This is a genomic window from uncultured Enterovirga sp., assembly GCF_964242715.1.
Lineage (GTDB): Bacteria > Pseudomonadota > Alphaproteobacteria > Rhizobiales > Beijerinckiaceae > Enterovirga.
Genome location: NZ_CAXTAZ010000002.1, coordinates 71512 through 95765, shown reverse-complemented (window position 1 = coordinate 95765; position 24254 = coordinate 71512). Strand labels below are relative to the sequence as shown.

21 protein-coding genes are annotated in these 24254 nt (G+C 67.8%); 8 read left to right on the top strand and 13 right to left on the bottom strand.

Going from position 1 to position 24254, the window contains the following annotated elements; all coding sequences use genetic code 11:
• Positions 1–56: 56 nt before the first annotated feature.
• A complete protein-coding gene (locus ACFE87_RS01880) occupies positions 57–275 on the top strand; it encodes a hypothetical protein (protein ID WP_375457911.1) in 219 nt (72 codons plus the stop codon).
• On the opposite strand, the gene ACFE87_RS01875 is transcribed toward ACFE87_RS01880, so the two are convergent.
• Both ACFE87_RS01875 and lpdA read right to left on the bottom strand, forming a co-directional pair.
• Positions 268–744, bottom strand: a complete 477-nt coding sequence (locus ACFE87_RS01875) for a hypothetical protein (RefSeq protein ID WP_375457910.1) — start codon at positions 742–744, stop codon at positions 268–270. The genes ACFE87_RS01880 and ACFE87_RS01875 overlap by 8 nt on opposite strands.
• Positions 741–2180 carry a dihydrolipoyl dehydrogenase gene (gene lpdA / locus ACFE87_RS01870; protein WP_375457909.1) on the bottom strand — a complete coding sequence of 480 codons (1440 nt, stop codon included), beginning with the start codon at positions 2178–2180 and terminating at the stop codon, positions 741–743. Before lpdA ends, ACFE87_RS01875 begins: the two co-directional genes overlap by 4 nt.
• 182 nt (positions 2181–2362) lie before the next feature.
• On the opposite strand from lpdA, the gene xth reads away from it, so the two are divergent.
• Together xth and ACFE87_RS01860 are read left to right on the top strand one after the other, a co-directional pair.
• Complete coding sequence (gene xth / locus ACFE87_RS01865) at positions 2363–3148, top strand: exodeoxyribonuclease III (protein WP_375457908.1); 786 nt, start codon at positions 2363–2365, stop codon at positions 3146–3148.
• An 11-nt stretch (positions 3149–3159) separates the two neighbouring features.
• Positions 3160–5325: a CHASE2 domain-containing protein gene (locus tag ACFE87_RS01860; RefSeq protein WP_375457907.1), complete on the top strand. Its 2166-nt coding sequence runs from the start codon at positions 3160–3162 to the stop codon at positions 5323–5325.
• Here ACFE87_RS01860 and ACFE87_RS01855 read toward each other — a convergent pair.
• The 6 genes from ACFE87_RS01855 to ACFE87_RS01830 form a co-directional block, all read right to left on the bottom strand.
• Positions 5312–5470 carry a hypothetical protein gene (locus tag ACFE87_RS01855; protein ID WP_375457906.1) on the bottom strand — a complete coding sequence of 53 codons (159 nt, stop codon included), beginning with the start codon at positions 5468–5470 and terminating at the stop codon, positions 5312–5314. The two genes, ACFE87_RS01860 and ACFE87_RS01855, sit on opposite strands and share 14 nt — an antisense overlap.
• Before the next feature lie 7 nt (positions 5471–5477).
• Positions 5478–6305 carry a tetratricopeptide repeat protein gene (locus ACFE87_RS01850; protein WP_375457905.1) on the bottom strand — a complete coding sequence of 276 codons (828 nt, stop codon included), beginning with the start codon at positions 6303–6305 and terminating at the stop codon, positions 5478–5480.
• Positions 6292–8022 (bottom strand): dihydroxy-acid dehydratase, encoded by a 1731-nt coding sequence (gene ilvD / locus ACFE87_RS01845; protein WP_375457904.1) that lies wholly within the window; start codon positions 8020–8022, stop codon positions 6292–6294. The genes ACFE87_RS01850 and ilvD overlap by 14 nt, the downstream gene beginning before the upstream one ends.
• Before the next feature lie 303 nt (positions 8023–8325).
• Complete coding sequence (locus ACFE87_RS01840) at positions 8326–9165, bottom strand: protein-L-isoaspartate O-methyltransferase (protein ID WP_375457903.1); 840 nt, start codon at positions 9163–9165, stop codon at positions 8326–8328.
• A 48-nt stretch (positions 9166–9213) separates the two neighbouring features.
• The gene (locus ACFE87_RS01835) at positions 9214–10173 is read right to left on the bottom strand and encodes a cyclase family protein (RefSeq protein ID WP_375457902.1); all 960 of its coding nucleotides are present in this window, start codon (positions 10171–10173) and stop codon (positions 9214–9216) included.
• A 159-nt stretch (positions 10174–10332) separates the two neighbouring features.
• Complete coding sequence (locus tag ACFE87_RS01830; protein ID WP_375457901.1) at positions 10333–11943, bottom strand: carboxyl transferase domain-containing protein; 1611 nt, start codon at positions 11941–11943, stop codon at positions 10333–10335.
• A gap of 944 nt (positions 11944–12887) precedes the next feature.
• Here ACFE87_RS01830 and ACFE87_RS01825 point away from each other — a divergent pair.
• Positions 12888–13376: a hypothetical protein gene (locus tag ACFE87_RS01825; protein WP_375457900.1), complete on the top strand. Its 489-nt coding sequence runs from the start codon at positions 12888–12890 to the stop codon at positions 13374–13376.
• A 47-nt stretch (positions 13377–13423) separates the two neighbouring features.
• On the opposite strand, the gene lipB is transcribed toward ACFE87_RS01825, so the two are convergent.
• On the bottom strand, positions 13424–14119 hold the full coding sequence (lipB, locus tag ACFE87_RS01820) for a lipoyl(octanoyl) transferase LipB (RefSeq protein WP_375457899.1): 696 nt from the start codon (positions 14117–14119) through the stop codon (positions 13424–13426).
• 65 nt (positions 14120–14184) lie between these two features.
• Between lipB and ACFE87_RS01815 the strand changes: the two genes are divergently transcribed.
• Entirely contained in the window at positions 14185–14490 is a 306-nt protein-coding gene (locus ACFE87_RS01815) for a FliM/FliN family flagellar motor switch protein (RefSeq protein ID WP_375457898.1), read from the top strand.
• Positions 14491–15582: 1092 nt separating this feature from the next.
• Complete coding sequence (locus ACFE87_RS01810; RefSeq protein ID WP_375457897.1) at positions 15583–16095, top strand: hypothetical protein; 513 nt, start codon at positions 15583–15585, stop codon at positions 16093–16095.
• Positions 16096–16107: 12 nt separating this feature from the next.
• Here the strand turns inward: ACFE87_RS01810 and ACFE87_RS01805 are convergent, their stop codons facing one another.
• Entirely contained in the window at positions 16108–16623 is a 516-nt protein-coding gene (locus ACFE87_RS01805; protein WP_375457999.1) for a zinc-binding dehydrogenase, read from the bottom strand.
• A 10-nt stretch (positions 16624–16633) separates the two neighbouring features.
• On the bottom strand, positions 16634–17158 hold the full coding sequence (locus ACFE87_RS01800; protein ID WP_375457896.1) for an alcohol dehydrogenase catalytic domain-containing protein: 525 nt from the start codon (positions 17156–17158) through the stop codon (positions 16634–16636).
• 299 nt (positions 17159–17457) lie between these two features.
• Between ACFE87_RS01800 and ACFE87_RS01795 the strand changes: the two genes are divergently transcribed.
• Positions 17458–17817, top strand: a complete 360-nt coding sequence (locus tag ACFE87_RS01795) for a hypothetical protein (RefSeq protein ID WP_375457895.1) — start codon at positions 17458–17460, stop codon at positions 17815–17817.
• On the opposite strand, the gene mfd is transcribed toward ACFE87_RS01795, so the two are convergent.
• Together mfd and ACFE87_RS01785 are read right to left on the bottom strand one after the other, a co-directional pair.
• Entirely contained in the window at positions 17771–21415 is a 3645-nt protein-coding gene (gene mfd / locus ACFE87_RS01790; RefSeq protein WP_375457894.1) for a transcription-repair coupling factor, read from the bottom strand. The genes ACFE87_RS01795 and mfd overlap by 47 nt on opposite strands.
• Positions 21416–21509: 94 nt before the next feature.
• Positions 21510–21830, bottom strand: coding sequence for a succinate dehydrogenase assembly factor 2 (locus ACFE87_RS01785; RefSeq protein ID WP_375457893.1), 321 nt, complete (start codon positions 21828–21830; stop codon positions 21510–21512).
• 52 nt (positions 21831–21882) lie between these two features.
• Between ACFE87_RS01785 and recG the strand changes: the two genes are divergently transcribed.
• A complete protein-coding gene (gene recG / locus ACFE87_RS01780) occupies positions 21883–24117 on the top strand; it encodes an ATP-dependent DNA helicase RecG (protein ID WP_375457892.1) in 2235 nt (744 codons plus the stop codon).
• Positions 24118–24254: the final 137 nt, after the last annotated feature.

The window sequence follows — 24254 nt, the reverse complement described above, 5'->3', positions numbered from 1 at the left end:
TGTAGGTGCTTGCCTGCGGCAGCGCAAACGTGCCTATGCGGGCTGACGGCCGAGCCATGCCCAGGATCGCGATCTCACGTCGCCGCGCCGATTCGGCGGCCATCTCCGGACGGCTATTCGACCGCCTGACGCAGCATTACGGCACCGGCAGCGTCCTCATGGATATCGACGAGATCCCGTTCGGGATCGACTTCCGCGAGCACATCGCGGAGGTGCTCTCGAGGTTCACTCGTCCCCCAGGCTGGGCCGATGACGCCCTTTTCGGGCTTACTTGAACCCGCAGAGGTCCCGGAAACGCTCGACCTGGGCCTGGCCATCGCGAAGCGTGAGCCTGATCGGAGGCTTCCCGGCCGCCAGCTCCAGCACGTCGCCTCGGAGCGCTGCCGAGAGGAGCCCACGCGTCGGCTCGCCGTCTTCCGCCAGGATGAGCGAATTCTCGAAAGCATCGAAGCGCGTTCGCCCGACCACGGCGCCCCCCGCCGTGAGAGTCACGTCCGCGCCGCCGGCCGGCCAGGTCGCGTCGGGAGCGAGGATCACGAGGCCATACTGGCTCCTCTTCGCGTTGCAGATGAAGGTCACGGTCGCGCTTCGCGGCGTCTCGGCCTCCGACACCGTCAGGATCTGGTCGCCATCCTCGCCCGAGGTCTGGTGAAGGATCGAGCGGGCCGACGCGGCGTAACCGGCGGCAACGATCGCGAAGGCTGCCAGCGCCAGCGGCGCTCCGAGGGACGCCCGCCCGCTCACGTGTGGATGACGCGACCATAGGCGTCGAGCACGCTCTCGTGCATCGTCTCGGACAGGGTCGGGTGCGGGAAGACCGTGTGCATCAGCTCTTCCTCCGTCGTCTCGAGATTCATCGCGATGACGTAGCCCTGGATCAGTTCGGTGACCTCGGCACCGACCATGTGCGCGCCGAGGAGCTGGCCGGTCTTCCGGTCGAAGATCGTCTTCACGAGACCCTGGTCCTCGCCCAGCGCGATCGCCTTGCCGTTGCCGACGAAGGGGAAACGGCCGACCCGGATGTCGAGGCCCTGCTCCTTGGCCTTCGCCTCCGTGATCCCGACCGAGGCGACCTGCGGCTGGCAATAGGTGCAGCCGGGGATCATGCCCTTGTCCATCGGATAGGTGGGCAGGCCCTTGATGGTCTCGACGCAGATGACGCCCTCATGCTCGGCCTTGTGGGCGAGCATGGGCGCTCCGGCGACGTCGCCGATGGCGTAGATCCCGGGCACGCTGGTCCGCCCGAGCCCGTTGGTCTGGACCAAGCCCCGCTCCATGGTGACGCCGAGCGTCTCGAGGCCGAGATTCTCGACATTGCCGACGACCCCGACGGCGGAGATCAGGCGCTCGGCCGTGATCTCCTGCGTCTTGCCGCCGACATCCACCGTCGCCGTGATCGAATCCGCGGCCTTCACGACCTTGGTGACCTTGGCGCCGGTCAGGATCTTGATCCCCTGCTTCTCGAAGCGCTTGCGGGCGAGCGCGGCGATCTCGGCATCCTCGACCGGCAGGATCTGCGGCAGCACCTCGACCACGGTCACCTCGGTGCCCATGGTCCGGTAGAAGGAGGCGAATTCGATCCCGATCGCGCCCGACCCCATGACGAGCAGGGTCTTGGGCATCTTCTCCGGCACCATGGCCTCGTAATAGGTCCAGATCAGTTTCTTGTCGGGCTCGATGCCGGGCAAGGCGCGCGGACGGGCGCCGGTCGCGACGATGATGTGCTTGGCCGCGTAGCTGCCCGCCCCGAGCGCGCCCTTGGGCGGCTCGGCCCGGGTCGTGGCCGAGACCGTGACCTTGCCGGGCTCGTCACCGTTGGCCGCGGACTCGATCTTGGCCTCGCCCCAGATCACATCGACCTTGTTCTTCTTCAGCAGGAAGCCGACGCCGTCGGCGAGCCGCTTCGAAACACCGCGCGAGCGCTTCACCACGGCGCCGGCGTCGAAGCCGACCTTGCCGTCGACCGTGAGCCCGTATTCCCCGGGATGCTGGAGGTAGTGGTAGATCTCGGCGGAGCGCAGCAGCGCCTTGGTCGGGATGCAGCCCCAGTTCAAACAAATGCCGCCCAGATGTTCCCGGTCTACGACCGCGGTGCGAAAACCGAGCTGCGCCGCCCGGATCGCGGCGACGTAGCCGCCCGGCCCGGCCCCGATCACCAGGATGTCGTAGGGGTCCGCCATGTCTTGTCCTCGGTCCGGGCGGGGGTCATCGGCCCCCTTCGGCCGTCATCAAAGCGCGACGGGGCAAGTGGTCAAGCCCGGTCGCACGGGCTGCAACCCAGCCCCGCCCGAGACGGGGCCGGTTTCCCACGCAAGCGCTTGGCGCGCTTGTCTCCGACGCCGGAACGCGGGATGACGGCGGCATGCTGATCGCCACCTGGAACGTCAACTCGGTCAAGCAGCGGCTCGAGCACGTGCTGCGCTTCCTCGACGAGGCGCGTCCCGATGTCCTCTGCCTTCAGGAGTTGAAGGCGACAGACGAGGCCGTGCCGGCGCTCGAGATCGAGGCCAAGGGCTATAATCTCGCGGTCCACGGCCAGAAGGCCTTCAACGGCGTCGCCATCCTGTCCCGCTTCCCCTTGTCCGACATTCGTCGCGGCCTCCCGGGTGACCCCGAGGACATTCAGTCCCGCTACATCGAGGCCTTGGTCTCGGCACCATCCGGAAGGGTCGCACGGGTCGCGTCGATCTATCTCCCGAACGGGAACCCGACCGGGACCGACAAGTACAGCTACAAGCTCCGCTGGATGGAGCGGCTCGCCGGGCACGCGGCCGGTCTTCTGCGCCTCGAGGAGCCGCTGGTGCTCGCCGGCGACTACAACGTCATTCCGGATGCCCGGGACGTGTCGAACCCCGAAGCCTGGGTCGAGGATGCGCTGTTCCGCCCCGAGACGCGGTCCGCGTTCCGGCGCCTCCTGGGACTTGGGCTGACCGAGGCGGTGCGCGCCTGCGACGACAAACCCGGCCTGTACACCTTCTGGGACTACCAGGCCGGCGCCTGGCAGAAGAACAAGGGCATCCGGATCGACCACCTCCTGCTCTCGCCGCAGGCGGCGGATCGCCTGACCGGGACCGAGATCCACCGGCACACGCGGAGCTGGGACAAGCCCTCCGACCACGTGCCGGTCTCCGTCACGCTCGACATCTGAGCCGGGCCGGCTTGGACGGGCCGTCCCCCGGGAGCGAGGGTCCGTCTCGACGGCGCGAGAAGGCGCGCTGGGTCGCGCTCCTCGGCCTGGCACCGGCGCTCGTCTGCGCGGCCATCGCGCTCTACGAACCTTTCGCCGCGCGAGCGGTCCGCGACGTCGTCTTCGATTCCTACCAGCGCCTCGTTCCGCGGGTCTACGACCCCGCCATCCCGGTCCGGGTGATCGCGATCGACAACGAGTCGCTCGCCCGGATCGGGCAATGGCCCTGGCCCCGGGCCAAGATCGCGGAACTCTTGGACAAGCTCACGGCCGCGTCTCCGGCCACCATCGCGGTCGATATCCTGTTCTCGGAACCCGAGCGGAGCGGCGACGCGAATGGCTTGGCGGCGGGGGATGACGAACTCCGCGCCGCCCTTGCCCGAGGCCGGGTCGTCTTGGGCTCGGTCCTGGTGAAGGAGGGCGGGAGCCCGCCGGAGAGCAAGATCGGGGTCGCGAGCATGGGCGACGACGCCCGCCTGTTCGCGCCGCGCTTCCTTGGCGCGTTGCAGCCGCTGGACCGGATACGCGAGGCCGCGAAGGGCGTCGGCGCGATGAATGTCGAACCCGATCGCGACCTCGTCGTCCGGGAAATCCCGACGGTGTTCGCGGCGGGAGGCATCCTCGTCCCGAGCCTCGACGTCGCAGCCCTGCTGGTCGCGCAGGACGCCTCCACGATCGTCGTCCGGAGCTCGAATGGCTCGACGACGGTCGGGGACGTCTCCTTCGGCGCGAAGAGCGGGATCACCCATGTGGCGATCGGCGCCGTTCGGACCGCCACGGGACGGGACGGCGCGGTCAGGATCCACTTCGCCGGCTCGCAGCCGGGACGCACGATCCCGGCCTGGCAGGTGCTGGCCGGAGGGTTCGAGCGGGCGTCGGTCGAGAATGCCATCGTCATCATCGGCATCACGGCGGCCGGTTTCGACATCCGGGCGACACCGCTCAGCCCGGTCGTTCCCGGCGTCGAGATCCGGGCCGAGATGGTCGAGAGCCTGCTCGCCGGCCGCCATCTCGTGCGGCCGGATTACATGCCGGCCTTCGAGGCGCTGATGGTCCTGGTCGGCTCGCTGTTCGCGGTCGCGGCCGCGAGCCGCCTGTCCCCGGCCGGTGCTGCCGCCGTCACGGTCGCGCTCGTGCTCCTCTTCATCGGCACGAGCGCCGTCGCCTTCCTGCGGCTGCAGCTGCTTCTGAACCCGGTCTGGCCGACACTCGGCACGATCTCCGCCCTCGGCCTCTCGACTCTCGCCGTGCTCCGTCAGAGCGAGGCGGAGCGGCGGCAGGTCCGGGAGGCCTTTTCCCGCTATGTCTCGCCCTCCATCGTGGAAAGGCTCGCGGACGATCCCTCCGGACTCGTGCTCGGCGGAGAAAACCGCATCCTGACGGTGCTCTTCTCCGATATCCGGGGCTTCACGTCCCGCTCCGAGACGCTGCCGGCCGAGGAGGTTCTCGGCTTCCTGAACCAGGTTCACGCGCCGATGACCGAGCTCGTGCTGGAATCCGGCGGCACGCTCGACAAGTTCATCGGCGACGGCATGATGGCCTTCTGGAACGCGCCCCTCGACCATCCGGATCACGCCCGGGCCGCGCTCCGGACGGCGCTCCGCATGCAGAGCACGGTGGACGAGATCAACCGGCGGCTCGCCTCGGATGCCCCAGGCGCGACCGCCGCGCCCGAGCCGCTGGGTCTCGGCATCGGCCTCCATACCGGGCCCGCCTGCGTCGGCAATATCGGGTCGGTGCGGCGGTTCGACTATTCGGCTATCGGCGACACGGTGAACACCGCCGCCCGGCTCGAGCCGATGTGCAAGACCTATGGCATCCCGATCATCGTCTCATCGGACGTGGTCGCGGCCGTGCCGGACTTCGCCTTCCTTCTCGTCGACATCGTCACCCTGAAGGGGAAGAGCCATGCCACGCGTCTCTATGCCCTTCACGGCGACGAGACGGCCGTGACCGCGGACTTCACCGCCTTCCGGGACGCACATGACCGGGCCGTCGAGATCGCGCTCGCCGGGCGCCCGGATGCCCGGGCCGCTCTCCGGGCCTGTGCCGAGAACGCGCTCGGTTCTCGTTGCCGGTCGCTCTACGGAATCCTCGAGGGCAGGAATGCGGGGGCGGTGGAACTCAGCGCTGGATGAGTGCGTCGCAATTGCGCCGGCGCTGCATCAGGCAATCCTCGAGCTGACTGCCACGCTTCATCTCGCTCAGCAGCCAGTACGTGCCGGCGATGAGCACCAGGACGACGAGCGCGACCGCGATGTTCTGACGGTCCTGGCGATCCACGAGAGGGTCAGCGGCGCTTGGCCTGGAACTGCTCGAGAAAGCTCGTCGCGGTGCGGCGCTCGGTGTCGCTCGCCGATTCGAAGGCTTCGGCATGAAGCGCCAGGATCCAGGCCTCCCGCTTCGGATCCGCATTCTGCTTGGCGATGGTCAGCCACATCAAGCCGCGGGCCCGCTGCCGCGGCACGCCCTGTCCGTTGATGAGCACCTGGCCGAGCAGGGCCTGGGCCGGACCATGTCCCTTCTCGGCCGCCAGATTCAGCCATCGCGCGGCCTGGCGCTGGTCGAGCTCGACGCCTTGTCCCTCGAGGTAGAGGCGACCGAGATTATACTGCGCGATCGGGTCGCCGAAATACGAGGCGGCATACGAGAACATCTCGGCCGCCCGTTCGGGATTGGACTCGACCGGACTGCCCCGGATGCCCTTGAGATGATAGCCGCCGAGCGACACGAAGGCATTCGCGACCACGCCGGCCCGCGGCGATTCCGGGGCCTCGTCGGCATTCTCGTCGGCGATCCGGGAGAAATATTCGAAGGCCTTCACGTCGTTGCGCGGAATGCCGTCGCCGTCGGCATTCATGCGGCCGAGCTTCCAGAGCGCGAGCGTGTGCCCCTGGTTGGCGGCGAATTCGAGGGCCTTCGCGGCGCCGATCTTGTCGCCGGCATTATAGTCGCGGACGCCCGTCCTGAGCGCCTCCTTCACCGAGCTGAACGACTCGGCGACGAGGAGCCCCGGCGCCAGCGGGCCGAGGATGTCGGCCGCACCGGCGGGAGCCGCCGTCGCGGATGCGACGACGAAGAAGGCGGCCGCGAGGCCTATGCCGCTACTGATCCGCATAGCTCTCGGTTTCGAATGCCCCGCCTGGATGAGTCACGGCGCCGTTGACCGCGGGACCCACGCCCTGGGCATATTTCCAGAGATAGCCAGACGTCGCCGGGGTCGACCGAGGCTGCCAGCCGGCGCGGCGCCGCTCGAATGCCTCGGGGCTGACATCGACCTCGAGCGTTCCGGCGACCGCGTCGAGGGTGATGACGTCCCCGTCCTGGATGAGCGCGATCGGCCCGCCGACCGCCGCCTCGGGCCCGACATGCCCGACGCAGAAGCCGCGCGTCGCGCCCGAGAAGCGCCCGTCTGTAATGAGGGCGACCTTGTCGCCCATGCCCTGTCCGTAGAGGGCGGCCGTGGTCGACAGCATCTCGCGCATGCCGGGTCCACCGCGCGGTCCCTCGTAGCGGATCACCAGGACCTCGCCTTCACGGTAGGTCCGGTTCTTCACCGCCTCGAAACAGGCCTCCTCGTTGTCGAAGCACCGGGCCGGGCCGCTGAAACGCTGCTTGTCGACCGCCATGCCGGCGACCTTCACGATCGCGCCCTCGGGGGCGAGGTTGCCGCGCAAGCCGACGACGCCGCCGGTCGGCGTGATCGGGGTGTTTGCCGGGCGCACCACGTCCTGGTCAGGGTTCCAGGCGACCTTCTCCATATTCTCGGCGATCGTCCGGCCGGTCACGGTCAGGCAGTCGCCATGCAGGTAGCCGTGGTCGAGCAGCGTCTTCATCAGGAGCGGAATGCCGCCTGCCTCGAACATGTCCTTCGCGACGTAGCGCCCGCCCGGTTTCAGGTCGGCGATATAGGGCGTCTTCTTGAAGATCTCGGCGACGTCGAAGAGGTCGAACTTGATGCCGCATTCATGGGCGATCGCGGGAAGGTGCAAAGCGGCGTTGGTCGAGCCGCCGGAGGCGGCGACGACGGTCGCTGCATTCTCGAGCGCCTTCAAGGTGACGATGTCGCGCGGCCGGATGTTGCGACGAATGAGCTCGACGACCATCTCGCCGGCGGCCGAGCAGAACCGGTCCCGGATCTCGTAAGGTGCGGGGGCGCCAGCCGAATAGGGCAGAGCGAGGCCGATCGCCTCGGAGACGGTCGCCATGGTGTTGGCGGTGAACTGGGCGCCGCAGGCGCCGGCGGACGGGCAGGCGACCTGCTCCAGTTCGTCGAGATCCTCGTCCGACATGGCGCCGACCGAATGCTGGCCGACCGCCTCGAACATGTCCTGCACGGTGACAGGGCGGCCGCGGAAGGAGCCCGGCAGGATCGACCCGCCGTAGATGAAGATGGCCGGCACGTTGAGCCGCACCATGGCCATCATCATGCCGGGCAGGGACTTGTCGCAGCCCGCCATGCCGACCAGCGCGTCATAGGCGTGGCCCCGGATGGTCAGCTCGACGGAATCGGCGATGACCTCGCGGGACGGCAGCGAGGCCCGCATGCCGCCATGGCCCATGGCGATGCCGTCGGTGACGGTGATGGTGCAGAATTCGCGCGGCGTGCCGTTCGCGGCCGCGACGCCCTTTTTCACCGCCTGCGCCTGGCGCATCAACGAGATGTTGCAGGGCGCAGCCTCGTTCCAGCAGGTCGCGACGCCGACCAGCGGCTGGTGGATCTGCTCCTTGGTCAGGCCCATCGCGTAGAGATACGAGCGATGCGGCGCGCGTGATGGACCCTCCGTCACATGCCGGCTCGGCAGCCTCGACTTGTCGATCAGACGCGCATCCATCCCCGAAAACCCATTGTTCCCAAGCCGCTCCAGGATCCGGCGGCCGGATCCTGGACGTGGCATGTGCCTCGACCGCCGTGCAACGAGACTCGGCAGCGCTGTCGGGGCGCACACGCCACCTGAGAACACCTGCCAAAGGCGTCCTAAACGCTTGCGAGACCAAGATTAATTCCAGTGCCGGAATTGATCCCGGTTTATGGCGGCATCGCGGCGAAGCTTCGGTGGCGAAGCGGCAGTCTCGGGATGTTTTTCGGCTGTGGCCGACCGGCCACATGCGAGTTGGCCTACCTCGCGGTACGCCGGTCAGATCTCGCGGGCCGAGAGCCACACATGCTCGTGGATGGCGGTCGCGGTCTCGTCCGGATCGCGATCGGCCCGGAACCACACCGACCGGGTCTCGCCGAAGGATCGTGTCGGCATGCCTCGGGCCCGCATGGTCCGGGCATCGGCGCCGATGCAGCCGATGAAGCTGACCGGCATGATGGCTCTCGCCGCGAAGCCGCTTTCCCGCCGTCGCACGAGGAGCGTCGTCCCATGATCGGGACCTGGCTGCCAGGGGAAGATCAAACGCCCGCCCGGCTTGAGCGCCCGAAGCCATTCCGTCGGAGGCGCGGCCGCTCCGGCGGAGACATACAGGATGTCGGCAGGCGGGAGTTCGGCCAGGCCCGAGACCGGGAGGACGTCGACCCAGGGAAAGTCGGCGAGATGGGCGGCCGCGATCCCGGCGAGCTGCCGATCGATCTCGTAGCCGTGGACGCGGCCTCCCTCCCCGACGAGCCAGGCCAGGATCGCCGTGTAATAGCCGGCACCGACCCCGACCTGGACCACGGTCTCACCCGGCTTCGGCTCCACCGCGGCCATCCAGCTCGCGTGAAGCGAGGGCTGGCCGTTGTTGATCCCGGCCGCGTGGTCGAGAACGACGAGCACGTCGTCGTAGAGCGCGGCGGGGTCGGAGGTCTCCTCCCGGATCACGCCGCCGGGCGAGAAGATGCGCCACGGCGGCGGGGTCAGAAACCGCTCTCGGGATACGGCCGCAAAGGCCCTCTCGACGCGCGGATCATCGAATCCGGATCTGCGGGCCCAACCCATGACCTCCGATGCGTAGCGGGCCCGGATGGAAGCGAGCTGCGCGTCCCCGACCATCGAGCCCGACGCCCGGGATCGTCAGTGCGGCGCGTCCGCTCGCCCCGCTCAGCGCATGGCCACGGGTGCGACCGTCGAGCCGGAGCCGCCCTGGATCTTCAGCGGCTGCATCATGAAGGCGAACTCGCTGACGCCCTTCTGGACGAGCTCGTCCAGCTTCATGTTCTCCAGGAGATGCACGCCGTGGACGACGAGCGCGAGCTGATGGACCGGCAGCGACAGATTGGAATCGGGGTTCGGGCTCACCTCGACCGGCCAATTGTCCGAGCCGAGAAGCAGCGGATCCTTGGCGATCAGCCACTCGGCTGCCTTGACCCCAAGTCCCGGGCAGGACTTCACGAAACGGGCATTCTCCTTGCCCCAGAGCCGTCCCCAGCCCGTGTTCACGATGATGGCGTCGCCCGGCTTGATCGTCAGATTCTGCTTGCGCAGCGCGTCCTCGAGGTCTTGGACCGTGATCTCGTAGGCGTCCGGCAGCGTCTCGACGCCCTTCAGGCCGGCGACGTCGATCAGGACGCCGCGCGCGACCAGCGAGCCGACGCCGTGGATACCGTATTTGCTGAAGCCGCCACGGGTCACGTTCTCGTCGACCTTGACGCAATTGTACCAGCTGTTCTCGACCGTCTGGTGGGCGAACCCGTCGAACTGCGTTCCGACCTGGCCGATCTCGGCGACCACGATCTCCTCGTTGGAGCCGCGCCGGTTGGTGCCCGTGTTCATGAAGGTGCGCTTGGCATGCACGTCGAATCGGCGGGTGCCGAAGAACGGCATCGTCTGGCCGAGCACGTGGCCGAGCTCGATGACTTCGCCCGTCTTGACGAGCTTCAGGGCCTCGACGACCGCGGCGGGCTTCATGTGGTTGGCCGAGCCGCGCTCGTCCCCCGCGCCCCATTTGGACGGACAGCGCACGTTTTCCGGCGGTGGCGACCAGGTCGGTGCGGCTGTCTGTGCCTGAGCCGCCCCAACGGCAAGCAACGACGCGCCAAGCGCGATGGCGGTGACCCTCATGGCATCCTCCCCAGGATAGTGGCCGGGTTAGACCCCGGTCAGGAGAGGATGCGTCGGGCGGCAATGGGAAGGCAAGTTGACGATTGTGGAGAGATGAATTGGCTTCCCCCGAGGCGGAGCTTGAGGGCGATCGAGCCGCTCGCTCCCTGGAGCAGGCACTCACATCCTGAACACGCCGAACTTCGTCTCCGGGATCGGCGCGTTCAGCGTGGCCGAGTAGGCGAGGCCCAGAACCCGTCGGGTCTCTGAGGGCAGGATGATGCCGTCGTCCCACAGCCGGGCGGTCGCGAAATAGGGCGAGCCCTCGGCCTCGATCTGGTCGCGGATCGGCGTCTTGAACGCGATCTCCTCCTCGTCCGACCAGGTCTTGCCGTCCGCCTCGATATTGTCGCGCCGCACGGTCGCGAGGACCGAGGCGGCCTGCTCGGCGCCCATGACCGAGATCTTCGAATTCGGCCAGGTGAACAGGAAACGGGGCGAGTAGGCCCGGCCGCACATGCCGTAATTGCCGGCTCCGAAGGAGCCGCCAACCATCAGCGTGATCTTCGGCACCTGCGCGCAGGCGACGGCGGTGACGAGCTTCGCCCCGTTCCGGGCGATGCCCTGGGCTTCGTAATCGCGCCCGACCATGAAGCCGGAGATGTTCTGCAGGAAGAGGAGCGGGATCCGACGCTGGCAGCAAAGCTCGATGAAATGGGCGCCCTTCAGGGCGCTCTCGGAATAGAGGATGCCGTTATTGCCCAGGATGCCGACCGGCATGCCCCAGATCCGGGCGAAGCCGGTGACGAGCGTCGTGCCGTAGAGGCGCTTGAACTCGTCGAATTCGGACCCGTCCACCAGGCGCGCGATGACCTCCCGGATGTCGTATTGCTTCTTGAAGTCCGGCGAGACGATCGCCTCGATCTCGGCCGGGTCGAAGCGCGGCTCCTCGGGCGCGGCGAGGTCCACGGCCGCCACGTCCTTGCGGGTGTTCAGCGTTCCCACGATGCGGCGCAGGATGGCGAGCGCATGGGTGTCGTCGGTTGCGTAATGGTCGGCCACGCCGGACAGCCGCGCATGGACGTCGGCCCCGCCGAGATCCTCGGCGGTCACGATCTCGCCGGTGGCGGCCTTCACGAGCGGTGGGCCGCCGAGGAAGATCGTGCCCTGCTTGCGGACGATGATCGTCTCGTCGGACATGGCCGGAACGTAGGCGCCGCCGGCCGTGCAGGAGCCCATGACGCAGGCGATCTGCGGGACCCCAAGCCCCGAGAGGGTGGCCTGATTGAAGAAGATGCGGCCGAAATGCTCGCGGTCCGGGAAGACCTCCGTCTGCTGCGGCAGGTTGGCGCCGCCGGAATCGACGAGATAGAGGCAGGGCAGCCGATTCTCTCGCGCGATTTCCTGCGCCCGCAGGTGCTTCTTCACCGTCATCGGGAAATAGGTGCCGCCCTTCACGGTCGAATCGTTGCACACGATCACGACCTCGCGCCCCATCACCCGCCCGATCCCGGTGATGATGCCGGCCGAGGCGATGTCGCCGCCATACATCCCGTTCGCGGCGAGCGGCGCGATCTCGAGGAAGGGCGATCCGGGATCGAGCAGCTGCTGGACCCGATCGCGCGGCAGGAGTTTTCCGCGCGAGACATGCCGGTCGCGGGCCCGCGCCGGCCCGCCTTCGGCAGCGAGCGCGCGGGCGCGGCCGAGTTCGGCCGAGAGGCCGGCCCAGGCCTCGCGGTTCGCCCGGGCTGCATCCGACACGAGGTCGGCTGCGGATTGGATCACCGGCACCAAAAACTCCCTGCACTGGCCGGGTGCGGCCTTACCCTCCAGCTCTGGATCCGGCAATTCCGAGTGTCTCAGCAGCGAGGGAAGAAACCGTTCCGCAGTTGGCCCCGAGCGCAGTTTCCGGGTAGCATTCTAACACGGCTAGCAAGCCGACACATACTGAGGTTGGTCCGACTATATGAGCCTCGATGCTTTTGTGTCTGAGTTCGTGGCCGAATGGTCCACAGCGACGACTGAATTCGTAGCACAAATCGGAGGTATAGCATTCCGAGTTAGAAACTCGTCCAACGCGAATGTCCGCATCAGAGAAGCTTTCACAAAACGTTTATATGCTCGCTCTTACGTTATTGCCGGTCATGTCAGCTATGGACTGATAGGTGAGCTAAATAGATTTTTTATCAGATGTACGGAATGGGTCAAGTTCGTTAGAGAAAGTTAGACATTACGTTAATGAGCTTGGTCAGTTTGTAAGCGAAACTCGAACGTTTCGTAGAGCAAATCTGAAGCGCTACACAGTTATTGACTATACTCTGGACCGTTTACAGAGAGAAGCTGATGATCTCGAAAAAGATTCTGAGCTCATACAACGAGCCTTGCAAGGAAACTCGGACGCTATACTAGAGGTTCACGAACGTGTCTCTGGGAAGCGGCTGGAACAATCGAAGGCGCCTTATCTCTTTGACGTTGAAGACTCCTATGTCACGACAAGAGCCGACAACGTCAAAGTAGCAAAAGAACGGCAGCGCCAGGGTTTATCTAGCTTAATTGAACTTGTTGATAGATTAATTGATTCAATTGGTCGAACTAACGTTGATCGTCGTATAATAGACGAGATTAGGAGATACAAGTCGATCCTGACTGATGACTTTAATCCAATCAGAGCTGATATACACTCAAGTATAATTAGATCATATCTAACTACACTTACCGACGAGTTGCCTTCTATCGTGGTTGCAGATTTGACAGCCGTGCTGTTGGCTCAGGAGCAGGTCTTTTCCCAGTTCGATATCTGGAAGGAATTTTCTGATTCTTCGAGCCAATACCGCGAAGGCATAGAACAAAAGCAGGCCAAGTCTGACGTGCTCAGAGCGGTTACGTCGAATCTTCCCGTCACCGGTGTAGCTGACGAACCTACGTTGGACGCTTTCACAAAGCTGTCGGAAGCGAACTCGGCTCTACAAGCTAAGCCGACCACAGAAATGGGAGTTAGCCGCTCAACTGACAATTTTATCAAACAAAACATTCGGTACATTGTCGATCAGATACGACTGGCTGGAGCGGGCGCACTCCGGCTAAGCGACGGCTACATAAAATTTATCAGGCGAATTCTGCCGATGGCAAAGCTATATTGTTCGATGAACGAAGATCTTAAATGGCTTTTGCCTGTAATAGAATGGATATCTGAGACGTTAAAGGAGAATAGGCCGGGCAGATAAAGTTATCGACGTCCAGATATACTAAACTCCGTCAGAAGTTCAGCGGTTTAAGTCGGCCCGAACACCTCCTCGAAGGCGGCCCGCAACGCCACGTCGGCATCGTGCATCGTGACCGGCAGGCCGAGATCAACGAGGCTCGTGACGCCATGCTCGGCAACCCCGCACGGCACGATGCCACCGAAATGGCCGAGGTCCGGCTCGACGTTGAGGCTGATGCCGTGGAACGTCACCCAGCGCCGGACCCGGATGCCGATCGCGGCGATCTTGTCCTCGACGCCCTCCCCCTTCTCGGGCCGGGGCACCCACACTCCGACCCTGTCCTCGCGCCGTTCACCCCGGACATTGAACCGGTCGAGTGTCAGGATGAGCCAGGCCTCGAGGGCGGCCACGAAGCGGCGGAGGTCCGGCCTTCGGCGGTTCAGGTCCAGCATCACGTAGGCCACCCGCTGGCCCGGGCCGTGATAGGTGAATTGCCCGCCCCGGCCCGTGCGGAAGACCGGCAGCCTGTCCGGCTGGACGAGGTCCTCGTCGCGGGCCGAGGTGCCGGCCGTGTAGAGCGGGGGGTGCTCCACGAGCCAGACGCATTCGGCCGCCCTCCCCTCTGCGATGAGGCCGGCCCGCTCCTCCATGGCGGCGACCGCGTCCGCATAGGGCGTCAGGCCTTCGCTCGTTCGCCACTCGACGGGCGCCGAGCCGGGCGCAGCCCAGAGCCGGTCGGAGAGTTCGTCCCTGATCTTTACCAACGGTTCACCATGCTGGCCCGAGATGGCGCTGGCGGAGCATGCGCCGCGCGGGACCGTCGGATCATATGGCACTCGAGTCGCTCGAGGTGGAGTTGCAGGTCGTGCTCGGGCGGGCGCGCCTGCCGCTGTACCGGCTTCTGCAGATGGGGCGGGGCGCCATCGTCGCGCTCGACCCGACCCCGGACGACCTCGTCGAAATCCTGGCGAACGGCCTCGCCGTCGCCCGCGGCCGCGTCGTCATCGAGAACGGCGCCATCTCGGTCGAAGTGACGGAGCTCGTGCGGCGAGTCGAGGTCACCCATGAGCCCGGCACGACGATCGGGGGGCGCCTTCGCCCAGTCGCCCCGGCGCCGACGGCCGCCGCCGCTTAAGAGCGGTCCAGACACGGCGGAAGCAAGAGGCCGTGAGCACATTCGCCCGGCGCGACGTCCCGCCGCACGGAGATCGCGAACCACGGGAGCCGCTTCCGATCTCCGAGACGTGAACCATCGTTCCGCGTCATGGTCTCGCCACGGCGGTCGGGAATGAACCGTTTCCACGGAGTGGTGTTTCCCTCCGTAGCGATCGGTCCGTGTCATGCGTCTTCGCAGAAGAAACAGCATTTTGCCCGTCCAGGACGAGAATCCGTTTGGTGAGCCGGTTCGAAGCGGGCTGGCCCGGAACGTAGCGGCGTTCGTCTCGCTGAGTGCGGTCGCGGCCGCGCTCGCCTTCGCCGTCGTGCACGTGCTCGATTCAGGCCCGTCCGCGGCGCCGTCCGTGGCGGTGTCTGCCTCGCCATCGCCCGTTAGTCCTGCAACCCCGCGGATCGCATCATCGCCGCCCCGGGCGGCCGGAACAGTCGAGAGCGCTTCGGTGTCTGCTTCCGCCTTCATGCGGCTCTCCAGCGCCTTATCAGCCAAGGCAGATGCCGCGCTCCCGTCGTCGCCCACGGCTCCGGCCCTCAATGTCGCCTTGGTCGCACCGCCGGCGAGCATTCCCGTGCCCGTTCCGGTCGCGTCCGCCCCAGCCATCGCGCTGCCTCCCAGCACCGTGTCAGGGCCGGAGGTCTTCCCCTCGACTATTCCGGTTCGCGAACCGGCGGCCCTGGTAGGGCTCGAGCCGGCTGGCCCTGCCGCCTCCCCGCCAGAGGGGCGCTCTGCCCTGTCGCCGCCGGGCAATCAGGTCGAAGGCCCAGCCGAGGCCGCCCTGCCCGGGCCACAAGCCCCGAATCCCGTAGCTCCCCCGGCCAGGGTGGCGAATACAGCGCCCGCCCCCGCTGCGGCGCGGGAGAAGGCGGTCCGCCCGGCGCCCCGTGTCGCCCGACGCGCCCTCTCGCGCGAACCCGAGACAACGGGAACCCTCCGCAGGGCGAGACCCGTTATTCGGCCCAAGCCGTCTCAGCCAAATAGTGCAGCCTCGGCCAACCCTGCGCCTGTCAGCCTGCCGGACACCCTCCGGCCGGGCAGTTTCTGAGGGGCGCCGCCATGCAAACGGGCCACATAACGAGCCGGGTTATCGCCGCGGCGCTTGCGGCGGCTCTAGGCGTCGGCGGCGCCTGTCCCGCCTCGGCCCAGACCGAGCCGGCCGAGCCGGTCGCGGCACCATCCGCAAACACGCCGGCGACGTGGCCCGCTCCGGCCCCCGTGGCCGGCGGGCCGGACGGCGAACTCGCCACGAGCTTCCTGTCCGGGATCGGAATGGTGCTCGCAACCCGGCAAGTCATGGCGAAGATCGGTCGTCCGCTCGAGCCCGCGCCCGGGCCGAACCGCACCGTCGAGGCCTGCCGCGACGCCGCCTGGGCTGAGGCGTCGAAGCTCGGCGCAACGACGATCGAGGCAGCCTCGGCCGGCCGGCAGGGCGTCGACCGCCAGGGTCGCGCGACCGCGCCGGTCCGGATGCGAATCACCTACCCGAACCTCATGGGCTTCGAGGTTCGCGAAGCCGTCATGATCTGCACGATCGACCGTCGTGGCACCATTCTCGAGGTGCGGAGCTAGTCTCTCGCCCGGTCACGGAGCCATGACGGACCGGCCCACGATGCGGCCGGCTTCGAGGTCGGCCAGGATGGCGTTCACCTCCGACATCGGCCGCGTCACGACCGGGACGGTCCTGACGTCGCGCTCCTGCATGATGCCGACGAGTTCGCGGAGTTCGGCAAGCGAGCCGACATAGGACCCCCGCAGCGTGACTTGGCGGAGCGGCAGGAGTGCGGTCGAGATGGACACCTCACCGCCGAACAGCCCGATCGCGACGACGGTCCCGCCGACATCGACCGAGTCGAGCGCGAGCCGCAACGTCTCGGGGGAGCCGACGAAATCGATCGCGGCGAGCGGCGGCCGCCCCCCGGCGAGGTCCCGAATTTGGGATCGCCCCTCGGGCGTCGATCCGTCGACGGCGGCGTGTGCACCGCCGGCGAGCGCGGCCTCGCGCTTCCCGCTCGTCACGTCGGACACGATGATCTTGGCGGGCAGGATGGCGCGGGCGAGCCCGATGCAGGCGAGGCCGACGCCGCCCGCCCCGATCACGAGCAGCGCGTCATCCTCCTCGAGCCGCGGCAGCTTGCGGATCGCGCTGTAGGCGGTAAGGCCGGAACAGGCCAGGGTCGCGGCGAGCGCTGGGTCGAGATCGCCATACGGCACGATGTAGCGCCCATGTGGCACGATCACGTGGTCCGAATAGCCGCCGTCCCGCCGCGTCCCGATCGTGCGCGGGGTGACGCAGCGCAGCTCCTCGCCGCTGGCAGGCGTGGCAGGCGCTACAGCCGATCCAGGGATGGACGATGCCGTGCTGCCCGAGCGCCACGCCCTCGGCCTCCGGCCCGAGCCCGACCACCTCGCCCACGATCTCGTGGCCGAGCGTGAAAGGCAGCGACATGCGCTGGCTTACCTCGAAGCGCTTGCCGCCGCCGAGGTCGAAGAAGCCGGACCAGATGTGCAGGTCGGAATGGCAGACGCCCGAGCGCCGAATTCGGACCAGCACCTCCGTTCCTGTCGGCTCCGGCTCCGCGGTGCAGCGAAGCTCGAGCGGCGCGCCGAATCGCGTGATCTGCCAGCTGTTCATGCTCCCTCCCAGCGGCGCATTCACGCCTTGCGGCCATGGAGAAAGCGCCGGCCGGTCCTGTCAAGCGAGCGGGGCGCAAGGGTAGCCGTGCGCGGGATTTTCGGGTCAGGTTTCCGCCGCTACCAGTTCAGGCGCTAACACTGATGCGCTGGCAGACCACGTTGCGGCCGCAGCCTGTGAAAGGTCGTTTCCGACGTCCCGTGCTGGCTCGAGCAGAACATGGGTTTGGAAGCTAGGCTATGAAACCATCTACGTAGACGTTGGTTGTTACACTGCGGTGACGTGAGGTTGCGTACGACATGAACGCGTTGCGGAAGGTTCTGGTCGTCGATAGCGGGCTCCGCGGCGACGACGATCTCCTGTCGATCGAGCTGGCGGAACTCGGGCTCTCGAGCGTCACGACCTCCTACGAGGCCGCCGACGACGTGCTCGGGCTTATCGAGCGTCCGTCCGCCATCTTCCTCAAGATGCCCTTGCCCCGGAACGCATCCGAGCGAGACAGTTTTCGCCGCCTCGCGGCTTCCCTGCGGACGGGCGAGCGGACCTGCGGCATTCCGGTCATCGAATGGGACCAGGATGTCGCCATCGCAACTGGCGGCATCTCCGCCATCCTCAAAAGCGAAGTCGGCCCGCAGGCCGTAGCCGGCCCCGAATTCTGATGTCACGCGCCGGCGGAGGCGGTGGAGCCTTCGGCGTCGGGGTGAGTGCCGAGACGACCTTCCCCTCCGAGACCGCCACCAGGTCTTTGACGATCAGCCGCGTCGTTTTCAGCCTCTCGGCCACTTCGTCGACCTCGCGCAGGAAGACGACCTTCATGTCAGGCCGGACCTTGGCGAAAGAGCCCTGCTCCGCGACATAGGCAACGAGGCCGGCCGGATTGGCGAAGCTGTTCTCCCGGAAGGCCACGATGATGCCCTTCGGGCCACCCTCGACGCGCGCGATATTCGCCTGCCGGCACAGGACCTTTATGCCGATGACGGCGAGCAGCTGGTCCACCTCCGGCGGGAGCTTGCCGAACCGGTCCACGAGTTCGGACCGGAAGCCCGCGATCTCGTCCTCCGTCTCGAAGGTGGCGAGCCGGCGGTAGAGCGCGAGCCGGAGCTGCAGGTCGGGGACGAAGTCCTCCGGGATCATGACCGGCGCCCCAACCGCGATCGTCGGCGACCATTGCTCCTCCGGCGGCTCCTCGATCCCGGCCTTGAGCTGGTTCACGGCGTCCTCCAGCATCTGCTGGTAGAGCTCGTAGCCGACCTCCTTGATATGGCCGGACTGCTCGTCGCCAAGGAGGTTGCCGGCGCCGCGGATGTCGAGGTCGTGCGAGGCGAGCTGGAAGCCGGCGCCGAGCGTGTCCAGCGATTGCAGCACCTTGAGGCGCCGCTCTGCCTGGACCGTCATGGTCCGGTTCTCCGGGATCGTGAAGAGCGCGTAGGCGCGCGTCTTCGACCGGCCGACGCGGCCGCGGAGCTGGTAGAGCTGGGCCAGGCCGAACATGTCGGCCCGGTGCACGATCAGCGTGTTCGCGGTGGGGATGTCGAGGCCGGATTCGACGATCGTGGTCGAGAGGAGCACGTCGAACTTGCCCTCGTAGAAGGCGCTCATCACGTCCTCGAGCTGCCCGGCCGACATCTGCCCATGCGCCACGCCGACCTTGGTCTCCGGCACCTCCCGCCCGAGGAACTCGCGGATCTCGGCGATGTCCTGGACGCGGGGCACGACATAGAAGGCCTGGCCGCCGCGGTAGCGCTCGCGCAGGAGAGCCTCGCGGATCGCGAGCGGGTCGAAGGGCGTGACGAAGGTCCGGACCGCGAGGCGATCGACGGGCGGCGTCGCTATGATCGAGAGCTCCCGGACGCCCGTCAGCGCGAGCTGGAGCGTGCGCGGGATCGGCGTCGCCGTGAGGGTGAGGACGTGGACCTCGGCCCGCATCTCCTTCAGCCGCTCCTTGTGGGAGACGCCGAAATGCTGCTCCTCGTCGACGATGATGAGGCCGATATCCTTGAAGGCCATGGCCTTTCCGAGGAGGGCATGCGTGCCCACCACGATGTCGATCCCGCCTTCGGCAAGCCCCGCCTTCACGGTCTTGAGTTCCGCCGCCGGCACGAAGCGTGACGCGTGGGCCACGTTGATCGGGAGCCCGCGGAAGCGATCCGAGAAGGTCTTGAAATGCTGGCGCGCGAGAAGCGTCGTCGGCACCACCACGGCGACCTGCTTCCCTGCCATCGCGGTCGCGAAGGCGGCCCGGAGCGCCACCTCGGTCTTGCCGAATCCGACATCGCCGCAAACGAGGCGGTCCATCGGACGGCCGGTCGCGAGATCGGCCATGACGGCCTCGATCGCGTTCAGCTGGTCGTCCGTCTCGTCGTAGGGGAAGAGGGCCGCGAACTCGTCGTAGGCGCCCTCAGGCGGCACGAGTCGCGGCGCCTGTTTCAGCATGCGCTGCGCCGCGACCTTGATCAGCGCGCCCGCCATCTCGCGGATGCGCTGCTTCATCCGCGACTTGCGGGCCTGCCAGGCGCCGCCGCCGAGACGGTCGAGCTGGACGTCCGTCTCCTCCGAGCCGTAGCGGCTCAGAAGCTCGATATTCTCGACCGGCAGGTAGAGACGGGTCTCGCCCGCATAGGTGATCTCGAGGCAGTCATGCGGCGCGCCGGCCGCCTCGATCGACTTCAGCCCGTCGAACCGCCCGATGCCGTGGTCGACATGGACGACGAGGTCGCCCGGCGTCAGCGCGGCCACCTCGGCCAGGAAGTCCTGCGGCCGTTTCGAGGCGCGTTTCTGGCGGACGAGGCGGTCGCCCAGGATGTCCTGCTCGCCGATGACGGCGAGGTCGCCGGCCTCGAACCCGGCCTCGAATCCCCAGACCGCGACCGGAATGTCGCCCGGCGGCATCGCGAGCGCCTCGGCGTGGCGGGCGGCAGGCTTCAGGTTCTTGAGGCCGTGATCCTCGAGCACGTGGCAGAGCCGCTCGCGCGACCCCTCCGACCAGGCGCCAATGAGGACCCTTCTCCCCTGCCCCTTCAGCGCGCGGATATGCTCGACCGCGGCCTGGAAAACATTGGCATTCGGGTCGGCCCGCTCGGCGATGAAGTCGCGGCCGCGCCGCGCCTCGAGGTCGATCACGGCGCCGCCGCTGCCACCCTCGGCGCGGGCGAAGGGCGTGAGTCGGGCGAGCGGCAGGTCGGCGATGCGCTTCGCCCATTCCTCGGGACCGAGATAGAGCGCGTCCGGCTTCAGCGGCCGGTAGGGCGAGACGCCGGCCTCGGCCCGGCCGATCGCCTCGGCGCGGGCGTCGTAATAATCCTTGACCTGGGCGAGCCGCTCGCCGGCCGCGTCCTCGGCCAGCGCGTCGAGCACCACCGGCACGTCCGGGACGTAGTCGAAGATCGTGTCGAGCCGGTCGTGGAAGAGCGGCAGCCAGTGTTCGAGGCCCGGATAGCGCCGGCCTTCGCTCACGGTCTCGTAGAGCCGGTCGTCGCGCCGCGGCGCGCCGAAGGCTGCGACATAGGTCTGGCGGAAGCGGCGGATCGACTCGGTCGTGATCTGGACCTCGCTCATCGGGACGAGGTCGAGCGAACGGAGCTGTCCGGTCGAGCGCTGGCTCTCCGGATCGAAGGGCCGGATCGATTCGAGGGTGTCGCCGAAGAAGTCGAGCCGCACCGGCAGCGGCAGGCCCGCCGGGTAGAGGTCGATGATGCCGCCCCGCACGGCATAGTCGCCGGGCTCGCGCACGGTGCCGGTCCGGGCGAAGCCATTGGTCTCGAGCCAGGCGACGAGGAGGTCCGACTTCACGACATTGCCGGGCGCGGCCGAAAACGTCTCGGCCGCGATCCGGGACCGCGGCGGCACGCGCTGCACGGCCGCGTTCACGGTCGTCGACAGGATGCGGGGCCGCTCCTCGGAGGTGTTGGAACGGGCGAGGCGCGCGAGCGCCGTCATGCGCTGGGCCGTGATCGCGCTTGTCGGCGAGACTCGATCATAGGGCTGGCAATCCCATGCCGGGAAGGGCAGCACCTCGATTTCGGGCGCAAGGTAGCGCAGCGCCGTCTCGAAGATCTGCCGGCGCTGGCCGTCGCGCGAGACATGGACGAGGACGGCCGGGCCCTCGGCCGTGCGGGAGAGCGCGCGCGCGAGGTCTGAGACGAGGATCGCGTCGAACCCGTCGGGCACGCCGGAGAGCGTCACGCCGTCGCCGCGCGAGAGCGCCGACAGCGCCGTCGCGAGCGGGCCCGTAAGGGTCGTGGTCCTGGGTCGTGCCATGTCTATCGCAACTGATCGTCCGCTCGCCCCGGCGAAGGCCGGGGTCGAGACCCTGTCCCGGGTGCCGGCTGTGGCCGGCCTCAGGCGTGGGAAGCTAGCTTCTGTACTCTCTCAACCTGGCGAGGAGCGAGGCGTCGATCCTGTCCGGCGGCGTCTCGCGTCCCGTCAGCCACGCATAGACCTCCTGGTCCGGCTCATCCATGAGCTGTTCCAGCGCAACCAAGTCCGGCTCCGACAGCGTCGCCATCTCGCGGTCGGCGAATCGGCCCATGACGAGGTCCATCTCGCGCATGCCGCGATGCCAGGCGCGGAACAGGGCACGCTTCCGGCGCGGATCGAGATCGCCACGTCCGGGCGTGGCGGAAGGTTCGGCCGCTGGACCAGGGCCGGACGCGGGATCGTTTGACGGGAGCATGGGCGCTATATAGCGCCCTCCCCGGCCGGTGCCAGGGCCGAACCCGCAACCCATGTCGCTCCGTCCCACCCTTCTCGACCCCGTCTTCGCGCCGGCCGCCTCCCTGCCCGGGGTGGGGCCGAAGATCGCGCCGCTGCTCGACCGCCTGCTCGGAGAGCCCGGCCGGCCGGCGCGCGTGATCGACCTCGTCCTGCACCTGCCGAGCGCGCATCTCAGCCGCGAGCTGAAAGGCTCGATCGCCGAGGCCCCGGTCGGCGAGCCCGTCACCCTCGCCGTGCGGGTGACCGAGCATCGCCCGGCCACGTTCGCGCGGGGGCGCGCGCCCTTCCGGGTGCTGGTCGAGGACGAGACCGGCGACGTCACCCTCGTCTTCTTCGGACTGCCCGCCCCGCGCGTGCAGCAAATGCTGCCGCTCGGCGCGCGCCGGCTCGTCTCGGGCACGATCGAGCTCTACGACGGCCATCGCCAGATGGTGCATCCGGCCCGCGTCGTGGACGAACGCGCCGGGGCGGAGGCCGCCACGAGCGAGGCGGTCTACGGCCTCACCGAGGGCGTCACGTCGCGGCTGATCGCGAAATATGTCGGCACCGCGCTGAAGCGCGTCCCGGCCTTGCCCGAATGGCAGGATCAGGCGTGGCTCGCGAAATGCGGCTTCGCGCCATTCGGGGAGGCTTTGCGGAAGGTGCACGAACCGAAGGCGGCCGGCGGACCTCCCCCAGCAGGGGGAGGTGGCAGGCTCGAAGGGCCTGACGGAGGGGGACAGCCCGGCCTGGTCGACCCCACCCCGGTTCACGCTTCGCGCGACTCGCCCTCCCCTGAAGGGGAGGGATCACCCGAGTTCTCGGACGCCGCCCGCCGCCGCCTCGCCTATGACGAACTCCTCGCCTCGCAGCTCGCCCTCGCGCTCGTCCGGGCCCGGATGAAGCGCCGCGCCGGGCGCGCGAATGCCGGCGACGGCCGGCTCGTGCGGCAGATCGTCGATGGCCTGCCCTTTCCGCTGACCGGCGCCCAGGAGCGCGCGATGGCCGAGATCCGGGCGGACCTCCTGGCCGACAACCGCATGCTGCGGCTGCTGCAGGGCGATGTCGGGGCTGGCAAGACGCTGGTCGCGCTCCTCGCCATGGCGAGCGTGGTTGAGACGGGGCGACAGGCCGCTCTCGTCGCGCCGACCGAGATCCTGGCTCGGCAGCATGCCGAGCGGCTGGCCGCCATCGCAGCCCCGGCCGGGATCACGGTCGGCATCCTGACTGGCCGCGACCGTCAGGCCGAGCGCCGCGCCACCCTGGCTGCACTCCGGGACGGCACGATCCAGATCGTCGTCGGCACCCACGCGCTCATGCAGGAGGACGTCGCCTTCCAGGATCTCGGCCTCGCCGTGATCGACGAGCAGCATCGCTTCGGGGTCCACCAGCGGCTCGCGCTCGGCGCCAAGGGCGAGGCGGTCGACATCCTGGTCATGACGGCGACGCCGATCCCCCGCACGCTGGCGCTCGCCGCTTTCGGCGACATGGACATCTCCGTCCTCGACGAGAAGCCGCCAGGGCGGCAGCCCATCGCGACCCGGCTCGTCTCGGCCGAGCGCACGGACGAGGTCGCCGGCGCTGTCGCGCGCGCCATCCGGACCGGCGACCTCGTCTATTGGGTCTGCCCGCTCGTCGCAGAATCCGAGACGGTCGATCTCGCGGCGGCGGAGGAGCGCTACGCCGAGCTGCGGGTCGTCCTCGGCGAGGAGGTCGTCGGCCTGATGCACGGCCGCATGACTTCGCGCGACAAGGACGCCGTCATGGAGCGGTTTGCGTCGGGCGAGATCAAGGTTCTGGTCTCCACAACCGTGATCGAGGTCGGCGTCGACGTCTCGCGCGCGACCGTCATGGTGATCGAACATGCGGAGCGGTTCGGGCTCGCGCAGCTCCACCAGCTGCGCGGTCGGATCGGGCGCGGCGAGCGGCCCTCGACCTGCCTGCTCCTCTACAAGGGCCCGCTCGGCGAAACGGCCAAGGCGCGGCTCGAGACGCTGCGCCGGACGGAGGACGGGTTCGAGATCGCCGAGCAGGATCTCAAGCTCCGCGGCGAGGGTGAGATCCTGGGCACGCGCCAGTCCGGCCTGGCCGGGTTCAAGGTCGCCCGGCTCGAGACGGATGCCGACCTCCTCGCGGCGGCCCGGGACGATGCGCGGCTGATCGTCGACCGCGATCCGGAGCTCGTCGGCGAGCGGGGACGGGCGTTGCGCGTGCTGCTGTATCTGTTCGAACGCGACGAAGGGGTAAAGCTGCTTCGGGCGGGGTGAGAAGCACCCCTTCTCCCCTTGCGGGAGAAGTCGAGGTGCGCGTCAGCGCAACCGGATGAGGGGTGGTCGCAGCAAGCCCTGTGAAGAGGAGAACCCCTCACCCGGTCGAACGCTGCCGCGCTCGACTCGCCTCTCCC

Excerpts from the sequence above, each read along its gene's own strand:
- ACFE87_RS01880 (WP_375457911.1), top strand. The coding sequence starts at position 57 with ATGCCCAGGATCGCGATCTCACGTCGCCGCGCCGATTCGGCGGCCATC.
- lpdA (WP_375457909.1), bottom strand. The coding sequence starts at position 2,180 with ATGGCGGACCCCTACGACATCCTGGTGATCGGGGCCGGGCCGGGCGGC.
- xth (WP_375457908.1), top strand. The coding sequence starts at position 2,363 with ATGCTGATCGCCACCTGGAACGTCAACTCGGTCAAGCAGCGGCTCGAG.
- ACFE87_RS01850 (WP_375457905.1), bottom strand. The coding sequence starts at position 6,305 with ATGCGGATCAGTAGCGGCATAGGCCTCGCGGCCGCCTTCTTCGTCGTC.
- ilvD (WP_375457904.1), bottom strand. The coding sequence starts at position 8,022 with ATGGATGCGCGTCTGATCGACAAGTCGAGGCTGCCGAGCCGGCATGTG.
- ACFE87_RS01840 (WP_375457903.1), bottom strand. The coding sequence starts at position 9,165 with ATGGTCGGGGACGCGCAGCTCGCTTCCATCCGGGCCCGCTACGCATCG.
- ACFE87_RS01835 (WP_375457902.1), bottom strand. The coding sequence starts at position 10,173 with ATGAGGGTCACCGCCATCGCGCTTGGCGCGTCGTTGCTTGCCGTTGGG.
- ACFE87_RS01815 (WP_375457898.1), top strand. The coding sequence starts at position 14,185 with ATGGCACTCGAGTCGCTCGAGGTGGAGTTGCAGGTCGTGCTCGGGCGG.
- ACFE87_RS01810 (WP_375457897.1), top strand. The coding sequence starts at position 15,583 with ATGCAAACGGGCCACATAACGAGCCGGGTTATCGCCGCGGCGCTTGCG.
- ACFE87_RS01800 (WP_375457896.1), bottom strand. The coding sequence starts at position 17,158 with ATGAACAGCTGGCAGATCACGCGATTCGGCGCGCCGCTCGAGCTTCGC.
- ACFE87_RS01795 (WP_375457895.1), top strand. The coding sequence starts at position 17,458 with ATGAACGCGTTGCGGAAGGTTCTGGTCGTCGATAGCGGGCTCCGCGGC.
- mfd (WP_375457894.1), bottom strand. The coding sequence starts at position 21,415 with ATGGCACGACCCAGGACCACGACCCTTACGGGCCCGCTCGCGACGGCG.
- ACFE87_RS01785 (WP_375457893.1), bottom strand. The coding sequence starts at position 21,830 with ATGCTCCCGTCAAACGATCCCGCGTCCGGCCCTGGTCCAGCGGCCGAA.
- recG (WP_375457892.1), top strand. The coding sequence starts at position 21,883 with ATGTCGCTCCGTCCCACCCTTCTCGACCCCGTCTTCGCGCCGGCCGCC.